Annotated in this window: 21 protein-coding genes and 1 tRNA gene; 9 read left to right on the top strand and 13 right to left on the bottom strand. The window is 62.5% G+C overall.

What is annotated here, in order from left to right:
- Positions 1–28: 28 nt before the first annotated feature.
- From RA24_RS15305 to purC, 4 genes are all read right to left on the bottom strand, one after another.
- Positions 29–1,801 carry an ATP-binding protein gene (locus RA24_RS15305; RefSeq protein ID WP_019297462.1) on the bottom strand — a complete coding sequence of 591 codons (1,773 nt, stop codon included), beginning with the start codon at positions 1,799–1,801 and terminating at the stop codon, positions 29–31.
- Positions 1,802–1,837: 36 nt separating this feature from the next.
- Positions 1,838–2,506, bottom strand: a complete 669-nt coding sequence (gene purQ / locus RA24_RS15300) for a phosphoribosylformylglycinamidine synthase subunit PurQ (protein ID WP_039192676.1) — start codon at positions 2,504–2,506, stop codon at positions 1,838–1,840.
- A complete protein-coding gene (gene purS / locus RA24_RS15295; RefSeq protein WP_019297460.1) occupies positions 2,506–2,736 on the bottom strand; it encodes a phosphoribosylformylglycinamidine synthase subunit PurS in 231 nt (76 codons plus the stop codon). Before purS ends, purQ begins: the two co-directional genes overlap by 1 nt.
- A gap of 101 nt (positions 2,737–2,837) precedes the next feature.
- Complete coding sequence (gene purC, locus RA24_RS15290; RefSeq protein WP_039145684.1) at positions 2,838–3,599, bottom strand: phosphoribosylaminoimidazolesuccinocarboxamide synthase; 762 nt, start codon at positions 3,597–3,599, stop codon at positions 2,838–2,840.
- 274 nt (positions 3,600–3,873) lie between these two features.
- On the opposite strand from purC, the gene RA24_RS15285 reads away from it, so the two are divergent.
- Positions 3,874–4,191: a DUF1476 domain-containing protein gene (locus RA24_RS15285; RefSeq protein ID WP_019297458.1), complete on the top strand. Its 318-nt coding sequence runs from the start codon at positions 3,874–3,876 to the stop codon at positions 4,189–4,191.
- 250 nt (positions 4,192–4,441) lie between these two features.
- Entirely contained in the window at positions 4,442–5,464 is a 1,023-nt protein-coding gene (bmt, locus tag RA24_RS15280; RefSeq protein WP_039192674.1) for a betaine--homocysteine S-methyltransferase, read from the top strand.
- Positions 5,465–5,541: 77 nt separating this feature from the next.
- Here the strand turns inward: bmt and RA24_RS15275 are convergent, their stop codons facing one another.
- Both RA24_RS15275 and RA24_RS15270 read right to left on the bottom strand, forming a co-directional pair.
- Entirely contained in the window at positions 5,542–5,820 is a 279-nt protein-coding gene (locus RA24_RS15275; RefSeq protein ID WP_019297456.1) for an acylphosphatase, read from the bottom strand.
- 73 nt (positions 5,821–5,893) lie between these two features.
- Positions 5,894–6,973, bottom strand: a complete 1,080-nt coding sequence (locus RA24_RS15270) for a PA0069 family radical SAM protein (RefSeq protein ID WP_039193045.1) — start codon at positions 6,971–6,973, stop codon at positions 5,894–5,896.
- 222 nt (positions 6,974–7,195) lie between these two features.
- Between RA24_RS15270 and RA24_RS15265 the strand changes: the two genes are divergently transcribed.
- Together RA24_RS15265 and RA24_RS15260 are read left to right on the top strand one after the other, a co-directional pair.
- Positions 7,196–7,894 carry a corrinoid protein gene (locus tag RA24_RS15265; RefSeq protein WP_019297454.1) on the top strand — a complete coding sequence of 233 codons (699 nt, stop codon included), beginning with the start codon at positions 7,196–7,198 and terminating at the stop codon, positions 7,892–7,894.
- A gap of 1 nt (position 7,895) precedes the next feature.
- Positions 7,896–8,606, top strand: a complete 711-nt coding sequence (locus RA24_RS15260) for a DUF1638 domain-containing protein (protein ID WP_039145679.1) — start codon at positions 7,896–7,898, stop codon at positions 8,604–8,606.
- 60 nt (positions 8,607–8,666) lie between these two features.
- Here the strand turns inward: RA24_RS15260 and RA24_RS15255 are convergent, their stop codons facing one another.
- Entirely contained in the window at positions 8,667–9,077 is a 411-nt protein-coding gene (locus RA24_RS15255) for a SufE family protein (protein ID WP_019297452.1), read from the bottom strand.
- A gap of 134 nt (positions 9,078–9,211) precedes the next feature.
- Between RA24_RS15255 and RA24_RS15250 the strand changes: the two genes are divergently transcribed.
- A complete protein-coding gene (locus RA24_RS15250) occupies positions 9,212–9,721 on the top strand; it encodes a hypothetical protein (RefSeq protein WP_039192672.1) in 510 nt (169 codons plus the stop codon).
- A 69-nt stretch (positions 9,722–9,790) separates the two neighbouring features.
- Here RA24_RS15250 and rnd read toward each other — a convergent pair whose 3' ends face one another.
- Positions 9,791–10,948: a ribonuclease D gene (rnd, locus tag RA24_RS15245; protein ID WP_039192669.1), complete on the bottom strand. Its 1,158-nt coding sequence runs from the start codon at positions 10,946–10,948 to the stop codon at positions 9,791–9,793.
- Between the two features lie 231 nt (positions 10,949–11,179).
- Here rnd and RA24_RS15240 point away from each other — a divergent pair, with 231 nt between their 5' ends.
- Positions 11,180–11,365, top strand: a complete 186-nt coding sequence (locus RA24_RS15240) for a hypothetical protein (protein ID WP_039192667.1) — start codon at positions 11,180–11,182, stop codon at positions 11,363–11,365.
- Here RA24_RS15240 and purN read toward each other — a convergent pair.
- The 3 genes from purN to RA24_RS15225 form a co-directional block, all read right to left on the bottom strand.
- The gene (gene purN / locus RA24_RS15235) at positions 11,362–11,958 is read right to left on the bottom strand and encodes a phosphoribosylglycinamide formyltransferase (protein ID WP_039170749.1); all 597 of its coding nucleotides are present in this window, start codon (positions 11,956–11,958) and stop codon (positions 11,362–11,364) included. The two genes, RA24_RS15240 and purN, sit on opposite strands and share 4 nt — an antisense overlap.
- On the bottom strand, positions 11,955–13,001 hold the full coding sequence (gene purM / locus RA24_RS15230; RefSeq protein WP_039193042.1) for a phosphoribosylformylglycinamidine cyclo-ligase: 1,047 nt from the start codon (positions 12,999–13,001) through the stop codon (positions 11,955–11,957). Before purM ends, purN begins: the two co-directional genes overlap by 4 nt.
- A 124-nt stretch (positions 13,002–13,125) precedes the next feature.
- The gene (locus RA24_RS15225; protein ID WP_039192663.1) at positions 13,126–14,106 is read right to left on the bottom strand and encodes an MBL fold metallo-hydrolase; all 981 of its coding nucleotides are present in this window, start codon (positions 14,104–14,106) and stop codon (positions 13,126–13,128) included.
- A gap of 119 nt (positions 14,107–14,225) precedes the next feature.
- Here RA24_RS15225 and RA24_RS15220 point away from each other — a divergent pair, with 119 nt between their 5' ends.
- Both RA24_RS15220 and RA24_RS15215 read left to right on the top strand, forming a co-directional pair.
- The gene (locus tag RA24_RS15220; protein ID WP_052269608.1) at positions 14,226–15,161 is read left to right on the top strand and encodes a LysR family transcriptional regulator; all 936 of its coding nucleotides are present in this window, start codon (positions 14,226–14,228) and stop codon (positions 15,159–15,161) included.
- A gap of 37 nt (positions 15,162–15,198) precedes the next feature.
- Positions 15,199–15,274, top strand: a tRNA-Ile gene (locus tag RA24_RS15215).
- A gap of 103 nt (positions 15,275–15,377) precedes the next feature.
- Here RA24_RS15215 and RA24_RS22810 read toward each other — a convergent pair.
- Positions 15,378–15,809 carry a hypothetical protein gene (locus tag RA24_RS22810; RefSeq protein ID WP_241480952.1) on the bottom strand — a complete coding sequence of 144 codons (432 nt, stop codon included), beginning with the start codon at positions 15,807–15,809 and terminating at the stop codon, positions 15,378–15,380.
- Positions 15,810–16,081: 272 nt separating this feature from the next.
- Positions 16,082–16,345 (bottom strand): spike base protein, RCAP_Rcc01079 family, encoded by a 264-nt coding sequence (locus RA24_RS15205; protein ID WP_039192656.1) that lies wholly within the window; start codon positions 16,343–16,345, stop codon positions 16,082–16,084.
- A gap of 360 nt (positions 16,346–16,705) precedes the next feature.
- Here RA24_RS15205 and RA24_RS15200 point away from each other — a divergent pair, with 360 nt between their 5' ends.
- Entirely contained in the window at positions 16,706–17,890 is a 1,185-nt protein-coding gene (locus RA24_RS15200; protein ID WP_039192653.1) for a hypothetical protein, read from the top strand.
- Positions 17,891–17,992: the final 102 nt, after the last annotated feature.

Genomic DNA, 17,992 nt, shown 5'->3' with positions numbered 1-17,992 from the left:
GCGTTCACTCCTAATCACTCCGCGCCGCCTATTCGGCAGCTTCGATACCGTCCACCAGGACCGGCAATTGCATTTCAAAGACCGCACCGCCGTTCTGCCCGTTGCGTGCGGTCAGCCGTCCCCCAAGGTCGTTGACGATCCCCGAGGAGATGGCAAGCCCCAATCCAACCCCGTCGCCGGGCTGCTTGGTGGTGTAAAAAGGTTCAAACAGGTTGTCGAAGTCCTTGATACCCATCCCATTGTCACGCACCGACAAGGTTGCCGTCTCACCCGCCGCCAGCAGGATCTCCACCTCTGGGTCGGCCACTGATTTGGTGGCGTCCAGCGCATTGCGCAAGAGGTTGACCATCACCTGCTCCAGCCGCATCCGGTCGCCCATCACCATAACAGGTTCTTCCGGCAGGATGCGGGTTATTTTCACATGCCTCTGGCGCAGCTGCGGCTCCATCATCGACAGGCTGGAAGCCAGCGCATCACCCAAGTTTACAGGGCTGAACGCATCGCCGCCCTTGCGCGCATACGACTTGAGCTGGCGCGTGATCGCGCCCATCCGCTCGATCAGATCATCAATGCGCCCGAAGGAGGCCAGCGCCTCGTCCGGGCGGTTCCGGTTCAGCAGCAGCCGGGCGCCGGCCAGATAGGTTTTCATTGCCGCCAGCGGCTGGTTCAGCTCGTGGCTGACAGCCGCGGACATCTCGCCCAAGGCGGCCAGTTTGGAGCTTTGCGCCAGGCTCTGCTCGGCCACGGCGAGGGTCTTTTGCATGCGTTCCCGCTCGGCAATTTCCCGCTGCAGGCGAGCGTTCAATACGCGAAGCTCTGCCGACTCGCGCTGGAACAGCGCCATCCGCAGCGCGGTCTTACGGCTGAGAAAGTAGAACGCCAGCGCCAGAAGGATGGCGAATCCCATGATCTCCAGCGCCAGCACCGCATTCACCCGCTCGCGGACAGAGGAATAGGTGGTGAAGGTCGCCATGCGCCAGCCCTGAAACGGCACCCGCGTTTCCAGCCGCATCACCGCCTCGCCCTGCAGGTAGGCATCGGGCGGCAGAGCGGTCCAGTCGGTTGTGGCACGGATTGCCCGCTGAATGGCCCCCTCCGGCGTCTGCAGGGTCAGCGCGTCGGTTTCTTTCAGGCCGCGCCAGCGTGCCTCGGTTGCGAGGATGATGTTGCCGGTGCTGTCGGTGACCAGCACCGCGTCTGAAATCCCCGCCCAGGCGCGTTCGAATTTCTGCAGGTCGACCTCGACCACAATTGCGCCCAGCACGCCGGTCGCGTCGATTATCCGCCGCGAATACGTAAAGCGGTAGCCGCCCACCTCGCGCGGGATCACCGAGAACACCGTCGACTTGGCGCGCACCGCATCGACAAAATAGGCCGCGTTGCGGTGGCTCTCTCCCAGCCGGTTGCGGTCGGTGGCCGCCACTGTGCGCCCGTCCTGCGCCAGCAGCATGATCGAGGCGGCCCCGATTTCATCAACAAAGGAAATCAGCCGCTGGGTGGACAGGGAGAAGTCGCTGGATTGCAGCGCCGAGATCAGCGTCTGGTCGCGCGCCAGCAGCTGCGGCACGATGGCATGCTGGCGCAGCTCGCTCAGCAGGTTGCCGGAATAAAGCGCCAGCCGCAGCTCTGCCCGGTTGCGGGTGCTTTCGGTGAACCGGTGGGTCAGCGCCCGGTTGGTGGTCCAGACCGTGACAGCCGCCACCGCCATGAACAGCACAAGCGCCAGCCGCGCCCGCCAGGAAATCGTGCGGGAACGCGTTCTGGGTTCGGGTTTGCTCAAATCATTTCGCGGCGCGGTCATAGACTTACCCTATGACCGCCGCCGCTTATCCTCAAGTCACGCAGCGGTGACCATTCCCGCCAATGCGCGGAAGACTGCCGCGCCGTCGGTGCCGCCATGGCCCTCGTCCGCCGCCCGTTCCGGGTGCGGCATCATGCCGAGAACACGGCGGTTTTCCGACAGAATGCCCGCGATATCCGCAACAGACCCGTTGGGGTTGTCCTCATAGGTAAAGGCCACCCGGTCCTGGTCCTGCAGTGCCTTCACCGTGTCCGCATCGGCAAAGTAGTTGCCGTCGTGGTGGGCAATCGGCACGCCGATCACATCACCGGCGTTGTAACCTTGGGTAAAGACGCTCTCGGACGTTGTCACCTTCAGGTTCACGGTGCGGCAGATGTACTTCAGCCCCGCATTGCGCAGCAGTGCGCCCGGCAGAACGCCGGTTTCGGTCAGGATCTGAAAGCCGTTGCAAACGCCAATGGCATAGCCGCCGCGGTCCGCATGCTCGATCACCGCCTTGCAGATCGGCGATTGCGCCGCGATGGCGCCGCAGCGCAGGTAATCGCCATAGGAAAACCCGCCCGGCACGCCGACGATGTCCACGCCCTCGGGCAGCGCGCTGTCCTTGTGCCAGACCATCGACACGTCGAAACCGGCCTGTTCAAACGCCACCGCCAGATCGCGGTCGCAGTTCGAACCCGGGAAGACTACTACCGCCGCCTTCATCAGGCCATCTCGATGCTGTAGGATTCGATCACGGTGTTGGCCAGCAGCTTCTCGCACATGGCGGTCACATCGGCCTCGGTGGCGCCTTCGGCCAGATCCAGGTCAATCACCTTGCCCTGACGCACGCCTTCGACCTTGTCAAAGCCCAGAGCGCCAAGCGCGTGGCGCACAGCCTCGCCCTGCGGATCCAGAACCCCGTTCTTCAGCATCACATGCACCCGTGCCTTCATCGCATCATCCCTCAGGTTTTCGATGGCGAAGCCCTGCCGGGCTTCATCTTTCCAAATATACTCAAAGACCCGCGGCGCGGCAGGCGCTGCGGGTCCCTATCTCAGTTCACCAGCGTCGGTTTGCCCGGCGCAGGCGGATTGTTCGGCATCACGCCCAAACGGCGTGCCACTTCGCTGTAGGCGTCGGTCAGGCTGCCCAGATCGCGGCGGAACACATCCTTGTCCAGCTTCTGGCCGGTGTTGATGTCCCACAGGCGGCAGCTGTCCGGGCTGATCTCATCGGCGATCACCAGGCGCTGGAAGTCGCCCTCGTAAATCCGGCCGATCTCGATCTTGAAGTCGACCAAACGGATGCCCACAGCCAGGAATACACCGGACAGGAAGTCATTCACGCGCAGCGCCAGGCTCAGGATGTCGTCCATGTCCTGCTGGCTGGCCCAGCCAAAGGCGGCGATGTGCTCTTCGGTGACCAGCGGGTCACCCAGGGCGTCGTCCTTGTAGCAGTATTCCACAACCGGACGCGGCAGCTGGGTGCCTTCGTCAATGCCCAGGCGCTTGGAGATCGAACCGGCCGCATAGTTGCGCACGATCACTTCCAGCGGAATGATTTCGCAGCTGCGCACCAGCTGCTCGCGCATGTTGAGGCGCTTCAGGAAATGGGTCGGCACGCCGATCTGCGCCAGCCCCAGCATGAAGAACTCGCTCAGGATGTTGTTCAGGACACCCTTGCCCTCGATCACGTCGTGTTTTTCAGCGTTGAAGGCGGTGGCGTCATCCTTGAAGTACTGCACGATGGTGCCGGGCTCGGGGCCCTCATACAAAGTCTTGGCCTTGCCTTCGTAAATCTTCTTGCGACGCGCCATTGGGAACCTTTCGGGTCAATGCCGGGAATCCGGCCCTGCGATGTGCCGCTCTCATAGTGCAAGGGGGCCTCAGCCGCAAGCGTGCTGCACGGCTGAGGTGAACGCCGCCCCTGCCCGCAGAAAGACGTTCCCTTCCCCCGGGGACGCAGCGCAGCCCCCGGAACCTTGCCCACCGCAGCACAAGGGCCTTGCAAGGAACAGTTTTTTCTTGCCCTGCACCGGGATCATGCTCCTATCATACAGAGGGGTGCAACAGGTTAAACGAGGACGCGATATGACGACATTTGACGAGCGTGAGCAGGCCTTTGAAGCGAAGTTCGCGCATGATGAGGAGATGCAGTTCAATGCGCAGGCGCGCTGCAACAAGCTGCTGGGCCTGTGGGCCGCAGAGCTGTTGGGGCTGAGCGGCAAGGATGCAGAGTCCTTTGCGGGAACGGTTGTTGCAGCCGATCTGGAAGAAGCCGGCCACGAAGACGTGGTGCGCAAATTGGAAGGCGAGCTGGAAGGAAAAGCCTCTGCCGATGAAATCCGGGCGAAACGCGCGGAACTGCTGCCGCAGGCCAAGGACCAGATCCTGAGCGAGGCAGACTGAAGCCTGCCAACGGCTGTTTCCGCCATTTTCTTTACTGCCCCTGCGGAACTTTCCGCGCGGTGTGTTGCGTAATTCGTGGCGCCACGCCGCATTCGCCCCTGTGCCTGCGGCTTTGCGGCAGCCGGGCAGCACTCTCATAATGAAGATGAAGAAAATGAAATTGCCCTTGCCCGCCCGGCGTGAGAGAGGGGAAGCAGACCAATTTGCCGCCCGGTCCGCCGGGGCGGCCCGCTGACACGGGACTCAACCGATGACAAACACTTTCAAACAGCTTCTGGAAACAAAAGACGTGCTGCTGGCGGATGGCGCGACCGGCACCAACCTGTTCGCCATGGGCCTGCAGTCCGGCGACGCGCCAGAGCTGTGGAACGTCGATGAACCCAAGAAAATCCTGGCGCTTTACCAGGGGTCGGTGGATGCCGGCAGCGATCTGTTCCTGACCAACAGCTTTGGCGGCACCGCCGCGCGCCTGAAACTGCATGACGCGCAGGGCCGGGTGCGCGAGCTGAACCGCATCGCTGCCGAACTGGGCCGTGAGGTTTCCGACAAGGCGGAACGCAAGATCGCCGTCGCCGGCTCCGTCGGCCCAACCGGCGAAATCTTCGAACCGGTCGGCGAGATGTCCCACGCCCTGGCGGTTGAGATGTTCCACGAGCAGGCCGATGCCCTCAAGGAAGGCGGCGCCGATGTGCTGTGGCTGGAAACCATTTCCGCCCCGGAAGAATTCCGCGCCGCAGCAGAGGCTTTCAAGCTGGCGGACATGCCCTGGTGCGGCACCATGAGCTTTGACACCGCGGGCCGCACCATGATGGGGGTGACCTCCTCAGACCTGGCGCAGCTGGTGGAAGAGTTCGAAAACGCTCCCTTGGCCTTTGGCGCCAACTGCGGCACCGGCGCTTCCGACATCCTGCGCACCGTGCTCGGCTTCGCCGCACAAGGCACTGATCGCCCGATTATTTCCAAGGGCAACGCCGGCATTCCGAAATATGTCGACGGCCACATCCATTACGATGGCACCCCGGAACTGATGGGTGAGTATGCGGTGATGGCGCGCGATTCCGGTGCCAAGATCATCGGCGGCTGCTGCGGCACCATGCCGGCGCATCTGCGCTCCATGCGCGACGCACTGGACAGCCGCCCCCGCGGCGACGCTCCGGCCCTGGAGAAAATCGTCGAGGTGCTTGGCCCCTTCACCTCTGAAAGCGATGGCACCGGCGAGGATGCGAACGCTGGCGGCGAGCGCCGCGGACGCCGCGGACGCCGCCGCGCCTGACCCTGCAGCAGTCATCGGAATGACGTATGGCGCCGCGTTTTTAAAACGCGGCGCCAAATTTTTCCCGCGGGCCTGGCCTATCCGGTGATACTAAACCCGCTGATCCCCGGGTCCGGATCGGTCCGTTCCGTCAGAACATCCTTGACCGAAGCAGCACCGGGGCCGCGGCCCATGTGGCGCACCATATCCGCGACGCTGTCCGACGGCCCCATCAGCAAGGCCCGGACCGATCCATCAGGTTCATTGCGGACCCAGCCCGTCAGCCCGTGGCGCAGCGCCTCCGCCCGCGCCCAGGTGCGGAAGGCCACGCCTTGCACGCGTCCCGTGACACGCGCTTTCATAGCAACAGTGGTCATTGGGAACCTTCCTTTCCGTCATGAAGGGCCCAAGCATACCACAAAAACGCAGCGCCTGCTGATCAAGAGCCGGTCAGAACAGCGCCAGCTGGTCGCCTGGCTGCGGCGGCCGGGCAAACAGATCGCTGCGCAGCGGTCCAGTCCGCTCCTGCAGGCCCAGCCGCTTGCAGGCGGCCTTGAACCGCTGCGCGATCATCTCGGCATAACGCCCCTCGCCCCGCATCCGGTGGCCCCAGCGCGGGTCATAATCGCGCCCGCCGTGCATTTCCCTCAGCCGCGCCATCACCTTGGCCGCCCGGCCCGGCTCATGCTCGGCCAGCCATTCCTGCCACAGTTCCGACACCTCCCGCGGCAGCCGCAGCATGATCCAGCTGGCAGCATCCGCGCCCGCCTCTGCCCCGGCGGCCAGCAGCGCCTCCAGCTCATGATCCGTCAGCCCCGGCACCACAGGCGAAGTCATCACCCGCACTGGCACCCCGGCCTCCGTCAGACGCCGGATCGCCGCCAGCCGGCGGGCGGGCAGCGGCGCCCGCGGCTCCATCCGGCGGGACAGATCCGGGTCCAGCGTGGTGACGGAAATCCCCACTCTTACCAGCCCCTTGGCCGCCATCGGCGCCAGGATGTCCAGGTCCCGCTCCACCATGGCGCCCTTGGTCACAATGGCCACCGGGTGGTTGAAGTCGCGCAGCACCTCCAGGCACGCGCGCGAAATGCGCAGATCCCGCTCGCACGGCTGATAGGGATCCGTATTGGTGCCAAGCGCAATCGCGGCCACCCTGTAGCGCGGCGCCGACAGTTCCTTGCGCAGAACCGCTGCAGCATTTGGGCGTGCGATCAGCCGGGTCTCAAAATCCATCCCAGGCGACAGCCCCAGATAAGCATGTGTCGGCCGCGCAAAACAGTAGATGCAGCCATGCTCGCAGCCGCGGTAGGGATTGATGGACCGGTCAAACGGCAGATCGGGTGAACGGTTGTAGGTGATCAGCGAGCGCGCCGTCTCGAGACGCACTTCAGTGGGAATCACCGCGTCCGGCACGTCCTGAAACCAACCGTCATCCACATCCTCCCGCGCCATATCGAACCGGCCTGCCGCATTGCTGAGGCTGGCGCGTGTTTTGCGGCGCAAGGTGTGTGGCGTAATTTCCGGCGGCATGGACGCAAAATAACCGCCCCAAGAGAACAAATAAAGAACAAATGGGCAAAATCGAAGATTTCCATGTGGAATCTTCATTATTCTTGCGCCGGATTTGTCTCTATACGTCGGTTAGAAACGCGGCAGTGTCGCAAATAATGCAGTTCGCAAACAGCATTCTGTCACAAAAGCCTCAGAAATAGGCCAACACCGGGGATTCCCCCGTCAGCAAGGATTAGGCGCATGTCGGACGAAGAAGACATCATCCTCTCGGAACTCGATGACGAGGAACTTGTTCAGCAGATGTTTGACGACCTCTATGATGGTCTCAAAGAGGAAATCGAAGAAGGCGTGAACATCCTTCTCGAGCGCAAATGGACGCCCTACGACATCCTGACCAAGGCACTGGTTGGCGGCATGACCATCGTCGGCGCAGACTTCCGCGACGGCATCCTGTTCGTTCCCGAAGTGCTGCTGGCGGCAAACGCGATGAAGGGCGGCATGGCCATCCTGAAGCCGCTGCTGGCCGAAACCGGCGCCCCGCGCGTTGGCTCCATGGTCATCGGCACCGTCAAGGGCGACATCCACGACATCGGCAAGAACCTGGTGTCCATGATGATGGAAGGCGCGGGCTTCGAAGTTGTCGACATCGGCATCAACAACCCGGTCGAGAACTACCTGGAATCGCTGGAAGAGCACAAGCCGGACATCCTCGGCATGTCGGCTCTGCTGACCACCACCATGCCCTACATGAAGGTGGTGATTGACACCATGGTCGAGCAAGGGCTGCGCGACGACTACATCGTGCTGGTTGGCGGCGCGCCGCTGAACGAAGAGTTCGGCAAGGCAATCGGCGCCGACGGCTACTGCCGTGACGCAGCCGTGGCCGTGGAAATGGCCAAGGACTTCGTTGCGCGCAAGCACAACTCGATGAGCGCCTGATTTGGCACGCAAAGGACGTGCAGCCCGCTTGACAGAGCGGGCTGCCTTCCGCCCCCCCACCGGGCGGACGCTTGAGGAAAGCTCCCTCACCGAACAGGGCTTGGCCGCGCCCGAAAAGAAGACTGGCCGCATCCTGCTGATCGCCTGCGGCGCGCTGGCGCGCGAGATCCTTGCCATCAAGGACGCAAACGGCATGGATCACATCGACCTCACCTGCCTGCCTGCCAAACTGCACCTCTACCCGGAACAGATCGTTGACGCCGTTGACGGCGCCGTGGCCAAGCATTCAGCGGTCTATGACAAGATCTTCGTGGTTTATGCCGACTGCGGCACCGGCGGCGCGCTGGAGCGAAAATGCGCGGAGCTGGGCGTTGAGATGGTCGCAGGCCCGCATTGCTATTCCTTCTTTGAGGGTAATGAGACTTTTGCCCGCCACTCGGAAGAAGGAGAAATCACAGCCTTTTACCTCACCGATTTTCTGGTCAAGCAGTTCGACGCCTTTGTCTGGCGCCCGATGGGCCTGGACAAGAACCCGGAGCTGCGGGACATGGTGTTCGGCAATTACACCAAGCTGGTCTATCAGTCGCAGATAAGCGATCCAAAACTGGTGGAAAAGGCCCGCGAATGCGCAGACCGGATGGGCCTGGCGTTTGAACACCGCCACACCGGATATGGCGACCTCGAAACCGCCATGACGAACTGGGCCAGGTAGCCCCTTTCATCTTTCCAGAAATACTCCGGGGAGCGCGAGGGGCCGGCCCCTCGCCCCGCTTCAGGCCTGCGCCATCGCTGTTTCGCGGACCCGCTCGATCATCGCCCGCAGACCGTTGGACCGTTGCGAGGACAGGTGTTCATTCAGCCCCAGCCGCCCCAGCTCTGCCTTGGCATCCACTGCCGCGACTTCGGCCACCGGCAGCCCGTTGTAGAGGCAGCGCAGCACCGCAATCAGGCCGCGCACGATCATCGCGTCACTGTCGCCGTCGAACCGGAACTCACCGCCTTCGATGGTGGCATGCAGCCACACCTGGCTGGCGCAGCCGTCGACCTTGGTCGCAGGCACCTTCAGCGCATCGTCCAGCGGTTCCATCGCCTTGCCGAGGTCGATCACATGGCGGTAGCGGTCCTCCCAGTCCTCCATGAACTCGAAGTCTTCCACGATCTCTTCAAAGGCGGCAGTGGCCATCGTCCGTCTATCCTCAAAACCCGCATCCGGTGCAGATCAGCACCTAAGCCCCTGCCCGCCCCTTTTCAACCGCTTTTCAAGCTGCAGCCAATCGGGTAATCCGTTGCAAAGACATTTTGAATGGGCGGGGACAGATGCATAAACCATTGGCTCTTACTTTGGCCTGCGCGCTGGTGCTTTCAGCGTGCGGCTGGCGGGATTCACGGCTGAACCCCTCCAACTGGTTTGGCAGCTCGGAACCGGCAGAGGTGGAAGTGGCGGAGAACGTCAATCCGCTGCTGCCGCAAGACAGCAATGCGCGCGGCATTTTTGCCAAGAAACCGCCCGAGGACAAAAGCGTCCTGATCAGCCGGATCGACAGCCTGGAGATTGAGCGGACCAGCACGGGCGCTATCATCCACGCTACCGGTGTCGCTGCGCGCCAGGGCGCATTTGACGTTGAACTGCGGCGGGTTGACGGCACCGAGGAAGGTGTCCTGACCTACGACTTCCGGATCGTCTATCCGGAAGCGCCGACAATCACCGGCAGCGAGTTCAGCCGCACCCTGCACGCCGCCCGCACCCTGTCGAACCAGGACCTGCAGGAGATCCGCCTGGTGCGGGTGAACGGCGAGACAAACGCGCGGGAAAGCCACCGACGCTAAGCCCTCCCCCAAAGAAGAAAACGCCCGCAGATGCGGGCGTTTTTTTGGGTTGTTACACTGGCCGGGCAGTCAGAGTTCAACCACCCTCACGTCCTGCCCCTTGGCAGCCAGGCCGATCTTGCCCTCGCACAGCCGCAGCGCATCGGCGCCGAAAACCTCGCGCCGCCAGCCGCTGAGCGCCGGCACATCGCGCAGACCCGCGGCAATCGCATCCAGATCCGCGCTCGGCGCGATCAGCTTGGCAGCAACGCCTTCGGCTTCTGTCTTGGCCTTAAGCAGCACCCGCAGCAGATCCGCCAGCGCCGGGTTCACCTGCAGCTTCTCCTTGCTGCGGTCCATCTTCGGGTGCTTCTCTGCCGGGCAGGCAACGCCCTTGGCCACGGCCTCCAGAATACCCTCGGCAATCGCGCCCTTGCGCGCCTCGCGCAGCAGCAGCCGGGAGCCGCCAAGATCCCCCGGATTGCGCGGCTTGGTTGAGGCCAGCTCGACCAGCGCATCATCCTTGAACACCCGGTTGCGCGGCACGTTGTTGGACTGCGCATAGGTCTCGCGGAAGGCTGCCAGCTCACGCACAACGGCCAGGAATTTACCGGAATTGGTGCGGGTTTTCACCCGTTTCCAGGCGTCCTGGGGCTGAATGTCATAAGTCGCAGGATCGGTCAGCACCTGCAGTTCCTCAGTCACCCAATGGGCGCGGCCGCTTTTGTCCAGTTCCGCGGCAAGGAACTCGTAAATCTTGCGCAGATGGGTCACATCCGCCAGCGCATAGGTTTTCTGCGCCTCGCTTAAGGGACGGCGCGACCAGTCGGTAAAGCGCGAGGTCTTGTCCAGCCCCTGCTTGACGATCTTGCGCACCAGCGTCTCATATCCGGCCTGCTCGCCAAAGCCGCAGACCATCGCCGCAACCTGGGTGTCGAACAGCGGCTTCGGAAAGACCTGCGCGTCGACCCAGAAGATCTCCAGATCCTGGCGCGCGGCGTGGAACACTTTGACCACATTCTCGTTGCGGAACAGCTCATACAGCGGCTCCAGCGAGATGCCATCGGCCAGCGGATCAACCAGAACCGCGTCGTTCTCCCCATCCCCGGCATAGGCCAGCTGGATCAGGCAGAGCTTGGAGTAATAGGTCCGTTCGCGCAGAAACTCGGTATCCACCGTGACATAGGCGTGCTGCGCTGCAGCTTCGCAGAAGGCCTGCAGTTCTTCGGTAGAGGTCAGAGTTTTCATCAATTACGGCTTTTTCATTATCAGTAAGACCGGGCCGTGATACGCGCTTGTCCCGGCCAATGCAAACAGGTGCGAGGCCGGGCAAAGATTTCTGCCAGCGGTGCTGTGGCCGCCGGCACACGGGCACCACATGAGTTCACATCTTGTGATGCGACCCCTTTCAAACATTCATTTTCATTATGAATGCCGTGCTCCTAGATTGGGGATACACCCGTCACAGGAGGACTAACGATGACCATACTTGATCTTTCCCCCGCCAAAACCGGTGGTTTCACGCTGTCCCGAGGATTGATTCCGGTGCTTGCGGCAGCATTGCTGCTGGTGCTGATCGGCCTGCCCGCACTGATGGCGCCGGAACAGCAAGCCGAACAGCTGGACTGGCGCGGAAACAGCGCGGCCGTGCAGGAAACCCGTTAAGGCAGCAGAACCGGCGTCTTGTCGCCCGCGGCAAAGCGGCGCAGCACCGCCGGATAGAGCTTGTGCTCCTGCTCCAGCACCCGCGCGGCCAGCGCGTCCGGCGTATCACCTGCCAGCACCGGCACCCGCGCCTGACCCAGAATGGGGCCGTCATCCAGCAGCGGTGTTACCTCATGAACGGTGCAGCCATGCTCTGCGTCGCCCGCTTCCAGCGCGCGCGCATGGGTGTGCAGCCCTTTGTATTTCGGCAGCAAGGAGGGGTGGATGTTCAGCATCCGCCCCTCGAATTGCGAGACGAACCCTGCAGTCAGCACCCGCATGAAACCGGCCAGGCAGACGATGTCCGCACCGGCCTCAAAAATCGGTTTCACGAGCTCGGTCTCAAACGCCTCGCGGTCGCCCTTGAACGGGCGGTGATCCACCACTGCAGTTGCAACACCAGCCGCAGCGGCCTTGGCCAGCCCGCCGGCATCGGCGTTGTTGGACAGAACCAGGCAGGGCCGCGCCGGGTGATCGCCGGTCATGCTCTCCAGCAGCGACACCATGTTGGAGCCGCCGCCGGATATCAGGATCGCGACCTTCTTATGGCTCACAGCAGCTTGCCCGAATAGCGCATGCCGGCACCTGCAGTGACGGTGCCCAGGCGGGCGACGGTCTCGCCTTCCGATTCCAGAACTTTAACCAGCTCGTCAGCGCGGTCCGCGGAAACGGACAGGATCATGCCGATGCCGCAGTTGAAGGTTTTCAGCATCTCCGCTTCGGCAATGCCGCCGGTTTCGGCCATCCACTTGAACACGGGCGGCAGGTCCCAGGCGTTCAGGTCGATATCGGCGCCCAGCTCCTCGGGCAGCACCCGCGGCAGGTTCTCAGTCAACCCGCCGCCGGTGATATGAGCCAGCGCATGCACGCCTCCGGCCCGCACCGCGGCCAGGCACTGTTTGACGTACAGGCGGGTCGGGGTCAGCAGTGCCGCGCCCAGGGTGCCTTCTCCGAACGGGCAGTCCGCGTCCCAGCCGAGGCCGGAAACCTCAACCAGCTTGCGTACCAGCGAATAGCCGTTGGAGTGCACGCCGTCAGACGCCAGACCCAGCAGCACGTCGCCTTCAGTCACGCCCTCGGGCAGTGCGGTGCCGCGTTCCATCGCGCCCACGGCAAAGCCTGCGAGGTCAAAGTCGCCTTCCGGGTACATGCCCGGCATTTCCGCGGTCTCGCCGCCGATCAGCGCGCAGCCGGAGCGCACGCAGCCCTCGGCGATGCCCTCGATGATGCGGGCAGCAACGTCGGTTTCCAGCTTGCCGGTGGCAAAATAGTCGAGGAAGAACAGCGGCTCGGCGCCCTGGCAGACCAGGTCATTGACGCACATCGCCACCAGGTCGATGCCAACACCGTCCACCACACCGGTGTCGATGGCGATCCGCAGTTTGGTGCCGACACCATCGGTGGCGCCAACCAGGATCGGATCGTTGTAGCCTGCAGCCTTCAGATCAAACAGCGCGCCGAACCCGCCCAGCCCGCTGGCCACGCCGGGGCGGTTGGTGCGCTTGGCGGCCGGCTTGATCCGGTCAACCAGGGCGTTGCCCGCATCAATGTCCACACCTGCATCTGCATAGGTCAGGCCGTTCTTGCCGCTGGTCATCATTTGGCTCCTTCAAATCGGTTGCGCAGCCTTTAGCGCAAGGCGCATCAGAAGGGAACTAGGGAATCTGCTGCGCCATCCCCGACAGCGCAGCAGAGCGGTTTTCACCACAGGAATGCCGGTCTCAAATCCCGAATTGCCAGGGCGCTGCCTGATACGCAAAGGCCTCTCCCTGCCGCAGCACCCGGCCCAGCGCCGGAAAGTCCAGATGCGCGCCGGTAACCAGCAGGTTGTCAGCCGCCGCCCGGTCCATCATCTTGCGCCGGGTCTGGGCGGTCTGGGCCGGATCGGTATCAAAGGCGATGGTCCAGTCCGGCAGCGCAAACTGCAGCGCGGCGCTGTGGATCAGATCGCCCCAGAACAGCAGCCCCTCGCTGCCCGCATCCAGCATGAAGCCGGTGTGGCCCGGCGTATGACCCGGCAGTTCCAGCGCAGTGAAGCCGGGTGCGGCCTCGCCCTCCCCCTGCAGCAGTTGCAGGCGGTCGGCATATGGCGCGACGGATCGGCGGGCCATCTCAAAGAAGCCGCGGCTCCCCTCGGGCACCCCGGCCATGATGGCATCGTCATGCCAGAAATCCCATTCCCGCTGCGCCACGACCAGTTCGGCATTGGCAAAGGCCGCGGCACCGTCCGGCGTGATCAGCCCGCCGGAATGATCCGGGTGGATATGGGTCAAAAGTACAGTATCAATACTTTCCGGCGCAACGCCTGCCGCTGCTAGTCCGGCGCCCAGCGCCCCCAGGCCCGGCCCCATCAATTGCGCCGTGCCGGTGTCGATCAGCAGCTTCTTCCCGCCGCGCTCCACCAGGTAGCCATTGACCGGGATCTGAAGGGCATCGTTCTGCAGCCGGTGCAGCCCCTGTGCCAGCACCGCTTCTGCCATGGCAGCATCGTAGTCATTGAACAACTGGGTTCCCAGCGGCAGATGGCCATCCAGCAGCACCGTAATCCTGGCATCCCCAAGGCTGAACGGGTGGATGACAGGGCCAGCCGCCGCTGAACCCTCAGCCGCCCAAGCCCAATTGCTGCCAGCGAGCCCGCTTGCCAGTGCCGCCACCGGAGCCGCTGCCAGCCCGCTCAGAAATGCCCTGCGATTGATTGTCATAAGAAACTCCAATATCTGTTTCAGGAAATATTCCCGTGCACCGGACTTAAGGCCGCATTTTCGCAGCTTACAGCCCGGCAGAACCGATAACGGCTATTAGCAACCCTTATAGGCATGCCATGGACAAGCTGACCCTGCTGGAGACATTCACTATCGCCCTCGATGAAGGCAGCCTGAACCGCACTGCCCAGCGCCGCGGTATTACCCAGTCTGCAGTCAGCCAGCAGATCAAGCAACTGGAGGCGCTGATGGGCCAGCAGTTGCTGCACCGCACCGCCAAGGGCATTCACGCCACCCGCGCGGGCGACCTGGTTTTCAGCCATGCGCAGACCCTGCTGTCCGGCTACAACCGCATGACAGCCGAAGTGGACGCGCTGGAAGGCAGCGTCTCCGGCACCTTCCGGATCAGCGTGAACTCCTTTCTCGGGCGCAGCGTGATCGGGCCGATGCTGCTGGACCTGAACCGAGAGCACCCGGACCTGAACATCGTGATGCGGCTGGAGGACCGGCTGGTCGATGTCGTGCGCGAGGGGTTCGACCTGGCGATCCGCACCGGGCGGCTGGGCGACACCGACGGTTTCGGGCGCAAAATCTCAACCCTGGAAACGGTGCTGTTTGCCACCCCCGACTATCTGGACCGCGAGGGCCGGCCGCAATCCCCTGAGGAGCTGAAACGGCTCAAGTTCATTCAGCACCACGAGGATCAGACCCGCGGGTTCTTTCCATTGCGCCGCGGCGGTCAGGAGTATCCTGCGCCGGTGCAGGTCGGCTTCACCGCCGACGATCCGGACCTTATCATGCATGCCGTCAGCAGCGGATCGGGGTATACCCGTGCACCCCGCTTCATGGTCGAAGAACAACTGGCCAGCGGTGAATATGAGCAGGTTCTGCCCGGATATGAGGCGCCGTTAAAGGACGTGTTTGCTGTCTATCCCTCGCGCCGCACGCCGGACCGGCGCCGGGATTTGACTATTGAGCACACAGTTGCCCGGCTGGAATCCCTGCTCGGGGCCCAGAGCACGGAAACGCCCTTGGCCTCTGCAATCACCGCTTGACCTTCTCCGCTTCATTTCCTAACCACATTTTCATGGCGGGCCTGTAGCTCAACGGTTAGAGCAGAGCGCTCATAACGCTTTGGTTGCAGGTTCGAATCCTGCCGGGCCTACCACGTCATCCGCCTGCAGCCTCTCTGTACCCGGTACAGTTTTCACCCCTAATCCGCGGCAGGCGGCAGCCTCGCTGGCCGGCATCGGCAGCACATCCCGAAACGCCTACCCAATGCCCCAACCCTCTTTCAAATAGCGGACATTGCGGCCGGCCGCTTCTGCATCCATTGTTTCCGAATAAGCCAGCACCTCGCACACGGGCCCGCGCCACGCCCGGTTGATCCCATTATTGCGCCCACCAATAGCTGCCAGCGCAAAAGGGGTTGCGGATTTGATATGCACGACCGACAGCGGCAACGGCAGCAATGTGGCGGTTGCCGCTCCGCCGTTCAGATGGATTGTCATCCCGGGCGGCAGAGAGGGTGTGAAAACGCCAGGGTTGCCCTCATGGCCCATAACGCGGTTGGCGCTGCTGGCATCAAGACCTGCGAGATCGGTGATCAACGTGTTATATGTGTCAAACGCCCCGCGCGTGCCATCGGCGTAGGCCATGACTGCAAACACTTCCTTGACGAGCGCGTCCGTTGCAAGCGCCAATCCGCTGGCATTTGCCGCATCCGGCCAGACCAGCGCCGGGCGCCCGCCGGCCAAAGGTTCTGAAGCCGCGTACACCGGTCCCCCGCCGGACAGCTTGCCGAGGCTGGCGCCGCCGGGAACAAGGTTGCCGACGGCAGTGACCTCCTCCCCTGCCCCGCGTGTGATGGTTCCTGCCGCCTTGGCACTGTACCACCCGATCAGGCCCGCACTGGCAGGGCGGGTTGTGCCCCCCTGCAGTGCAGTGCCGGTAACGGATAACCCCAGCCCAAGCATCAGTACCACCCCGCGACAGATGCCGTTGTGCCGGTTGCTTCGATGCCAACCGCCGAGAACCCGATGGTTTCTCCGGCCGTGACCGCATAGGTCATCACTGTTCCAGCCTCATCGCGCATGGCAAGATCGCCGGAGGCCAGCACCCGCAGGACCCTGGGTCTGACAGGCAGATCCACTCCGTCCTGCGGGGTAATGGACAGATGGTGGGTGGCCGGGCTTTCCAGGCCGCGGCAGAAACTGGTGAATGGATCAATCTGAGGCATGTGGTAACTCCCAGGCAGGTTGCGCTCATGGACTGCTTCCCCTGAGCCAGAGAGATACACAGAAAAAACGAAGATACGGAAAACCGGGCGTGCGCTGATTGGTGGTCCGGCGCAACACCCTGCGTCCAGTCTGCGGAGCGCAGCCTGATGCATCGGGCCAGGCGGCGCCAAGCCATAGAAACTTGCAGGATCACGCCATTCTCAGGCCGCCTTCACCCGGCTGTAAGCTTTTTGCTTTCATAATCCCCGCCGTCCGGTAGGGTGGCGTCAGAGCAGGGCAAATTACTTGTTCCGTAGCGATTTCGATACTGTTTTCAGGCGCCGCCCCCGCCGCAAGATTATTTAAGAGGCATCAGGAATATGGCGACAGAAAAGCTCACCATCATCAAAGCTGACGTGAAAAATGAGGTCACCAAGAAGGTGAAGCCCAAATTTGTTCAGCTCGGCAACATGAACTTCACCGCCACCGTCGAGGTCGACAAGAGCGTTGCCAAGGAACTCGACACCGACGCCCGCTTTGTCGCCAAGCTGTATGATGATGCCACCAAAGAATACAAAAAGCTGCTGAACGAATGCTGCCTTCGGGTGGATGCAGCGAACAACCTGGGCTCGGTGATGCCGCTGAGCGACAAGGAATGCAAAGAGCTGGACGCCGATATCAAGAAGATCTTTGCCAAATATGAAAAGTCGATTGAGCAGGTCGCGACCAAGCATTTCGACAAGTGGAAACAGGCCAACAAGGACCGGAAGAAATACCGCATCAAAGTGGTCAGTGCGATTGTGCTCGGCAGCGCCTGTGCGATCGGCTCCACTGCCTCGCTGGCGGCGGGTGCGGTGACCGGCGGTGTTTCCATTGCCGCCAGCATCTATGGCATTGCGCAAAGCATCGTTTCAGTGGCGCGCGCGGTGCAGAAAGTGACCTCCGACATCGTCAAGATCCACGGTGAGCTGGAGAAGGCGCTGAAACAGCTGGTTTCGGCCTATGAAAAACAGTCCAAGGCCAAGGTGAAGGCCAAGGAGATCGGCAAGGAGTTTCTGGCTGATTTTCTGATGATCGAAACCGCAGGTTTCAACCGGGTCGACAAGCATCTGGAAACCTACAAGGCCAAGCTCAAGAACATCGACCTGGAAATCGCCGCACTGGGCAAGGAACTGAACAAGCTTCTCGACAAGCAGAGCAAGCTCGACAAGGAGATCGAGAAGAAACTGGGCAAGATGGCCAAGGACCGGGGCTACAAGAGCAAAAAGCTAAACGGGCTGTTTGCTGCAATGGAAGCCACCCGCAAGGAAACCGCCAAGCTGATCAAGAGCATCGAAGCCTATCACGTCAGCATCAAGCCAGCCGAGAAGTTCCGTGACAACTCGCAAAAGGCCGTCGACGCCCTGCGCCACAAGGACCCGGTGTGGGCCAAATGGGTGATCTGGGTCGGCAGCCTGGGCCTCAGCACCGCGGTGACCAGCATTGCCTCCGGCGGCGAGAACCTGGTCAAGGCTGCTTCGGCGATTGAGACTGGCTTTAATACCCTATCCAAGGAGTTGGCCTGACCTCCAGCTGCGCGGCTGATGCCAGGAGCACCGGCCTGAAAAAGCCAAGAGATAACGATGCTGGCGGTCCCGTTTGCGGCCGCCAGATCTGTTTCTGCACGG

Origin of the sequence: Leisingera sp. ANG-M6 (genome assembly GCF_000813905.1) — a bacterium.
GTDB lineage: Bacteria > Pseudomonadota > Alphaproteobacteria > Rhodobacterales > Rhodobacteraceae > Leisingera.
Note: the sequence above shows the minus strand (reverse complement) of the source record. Positions and strands in the feature narration are given on the sequence as shown.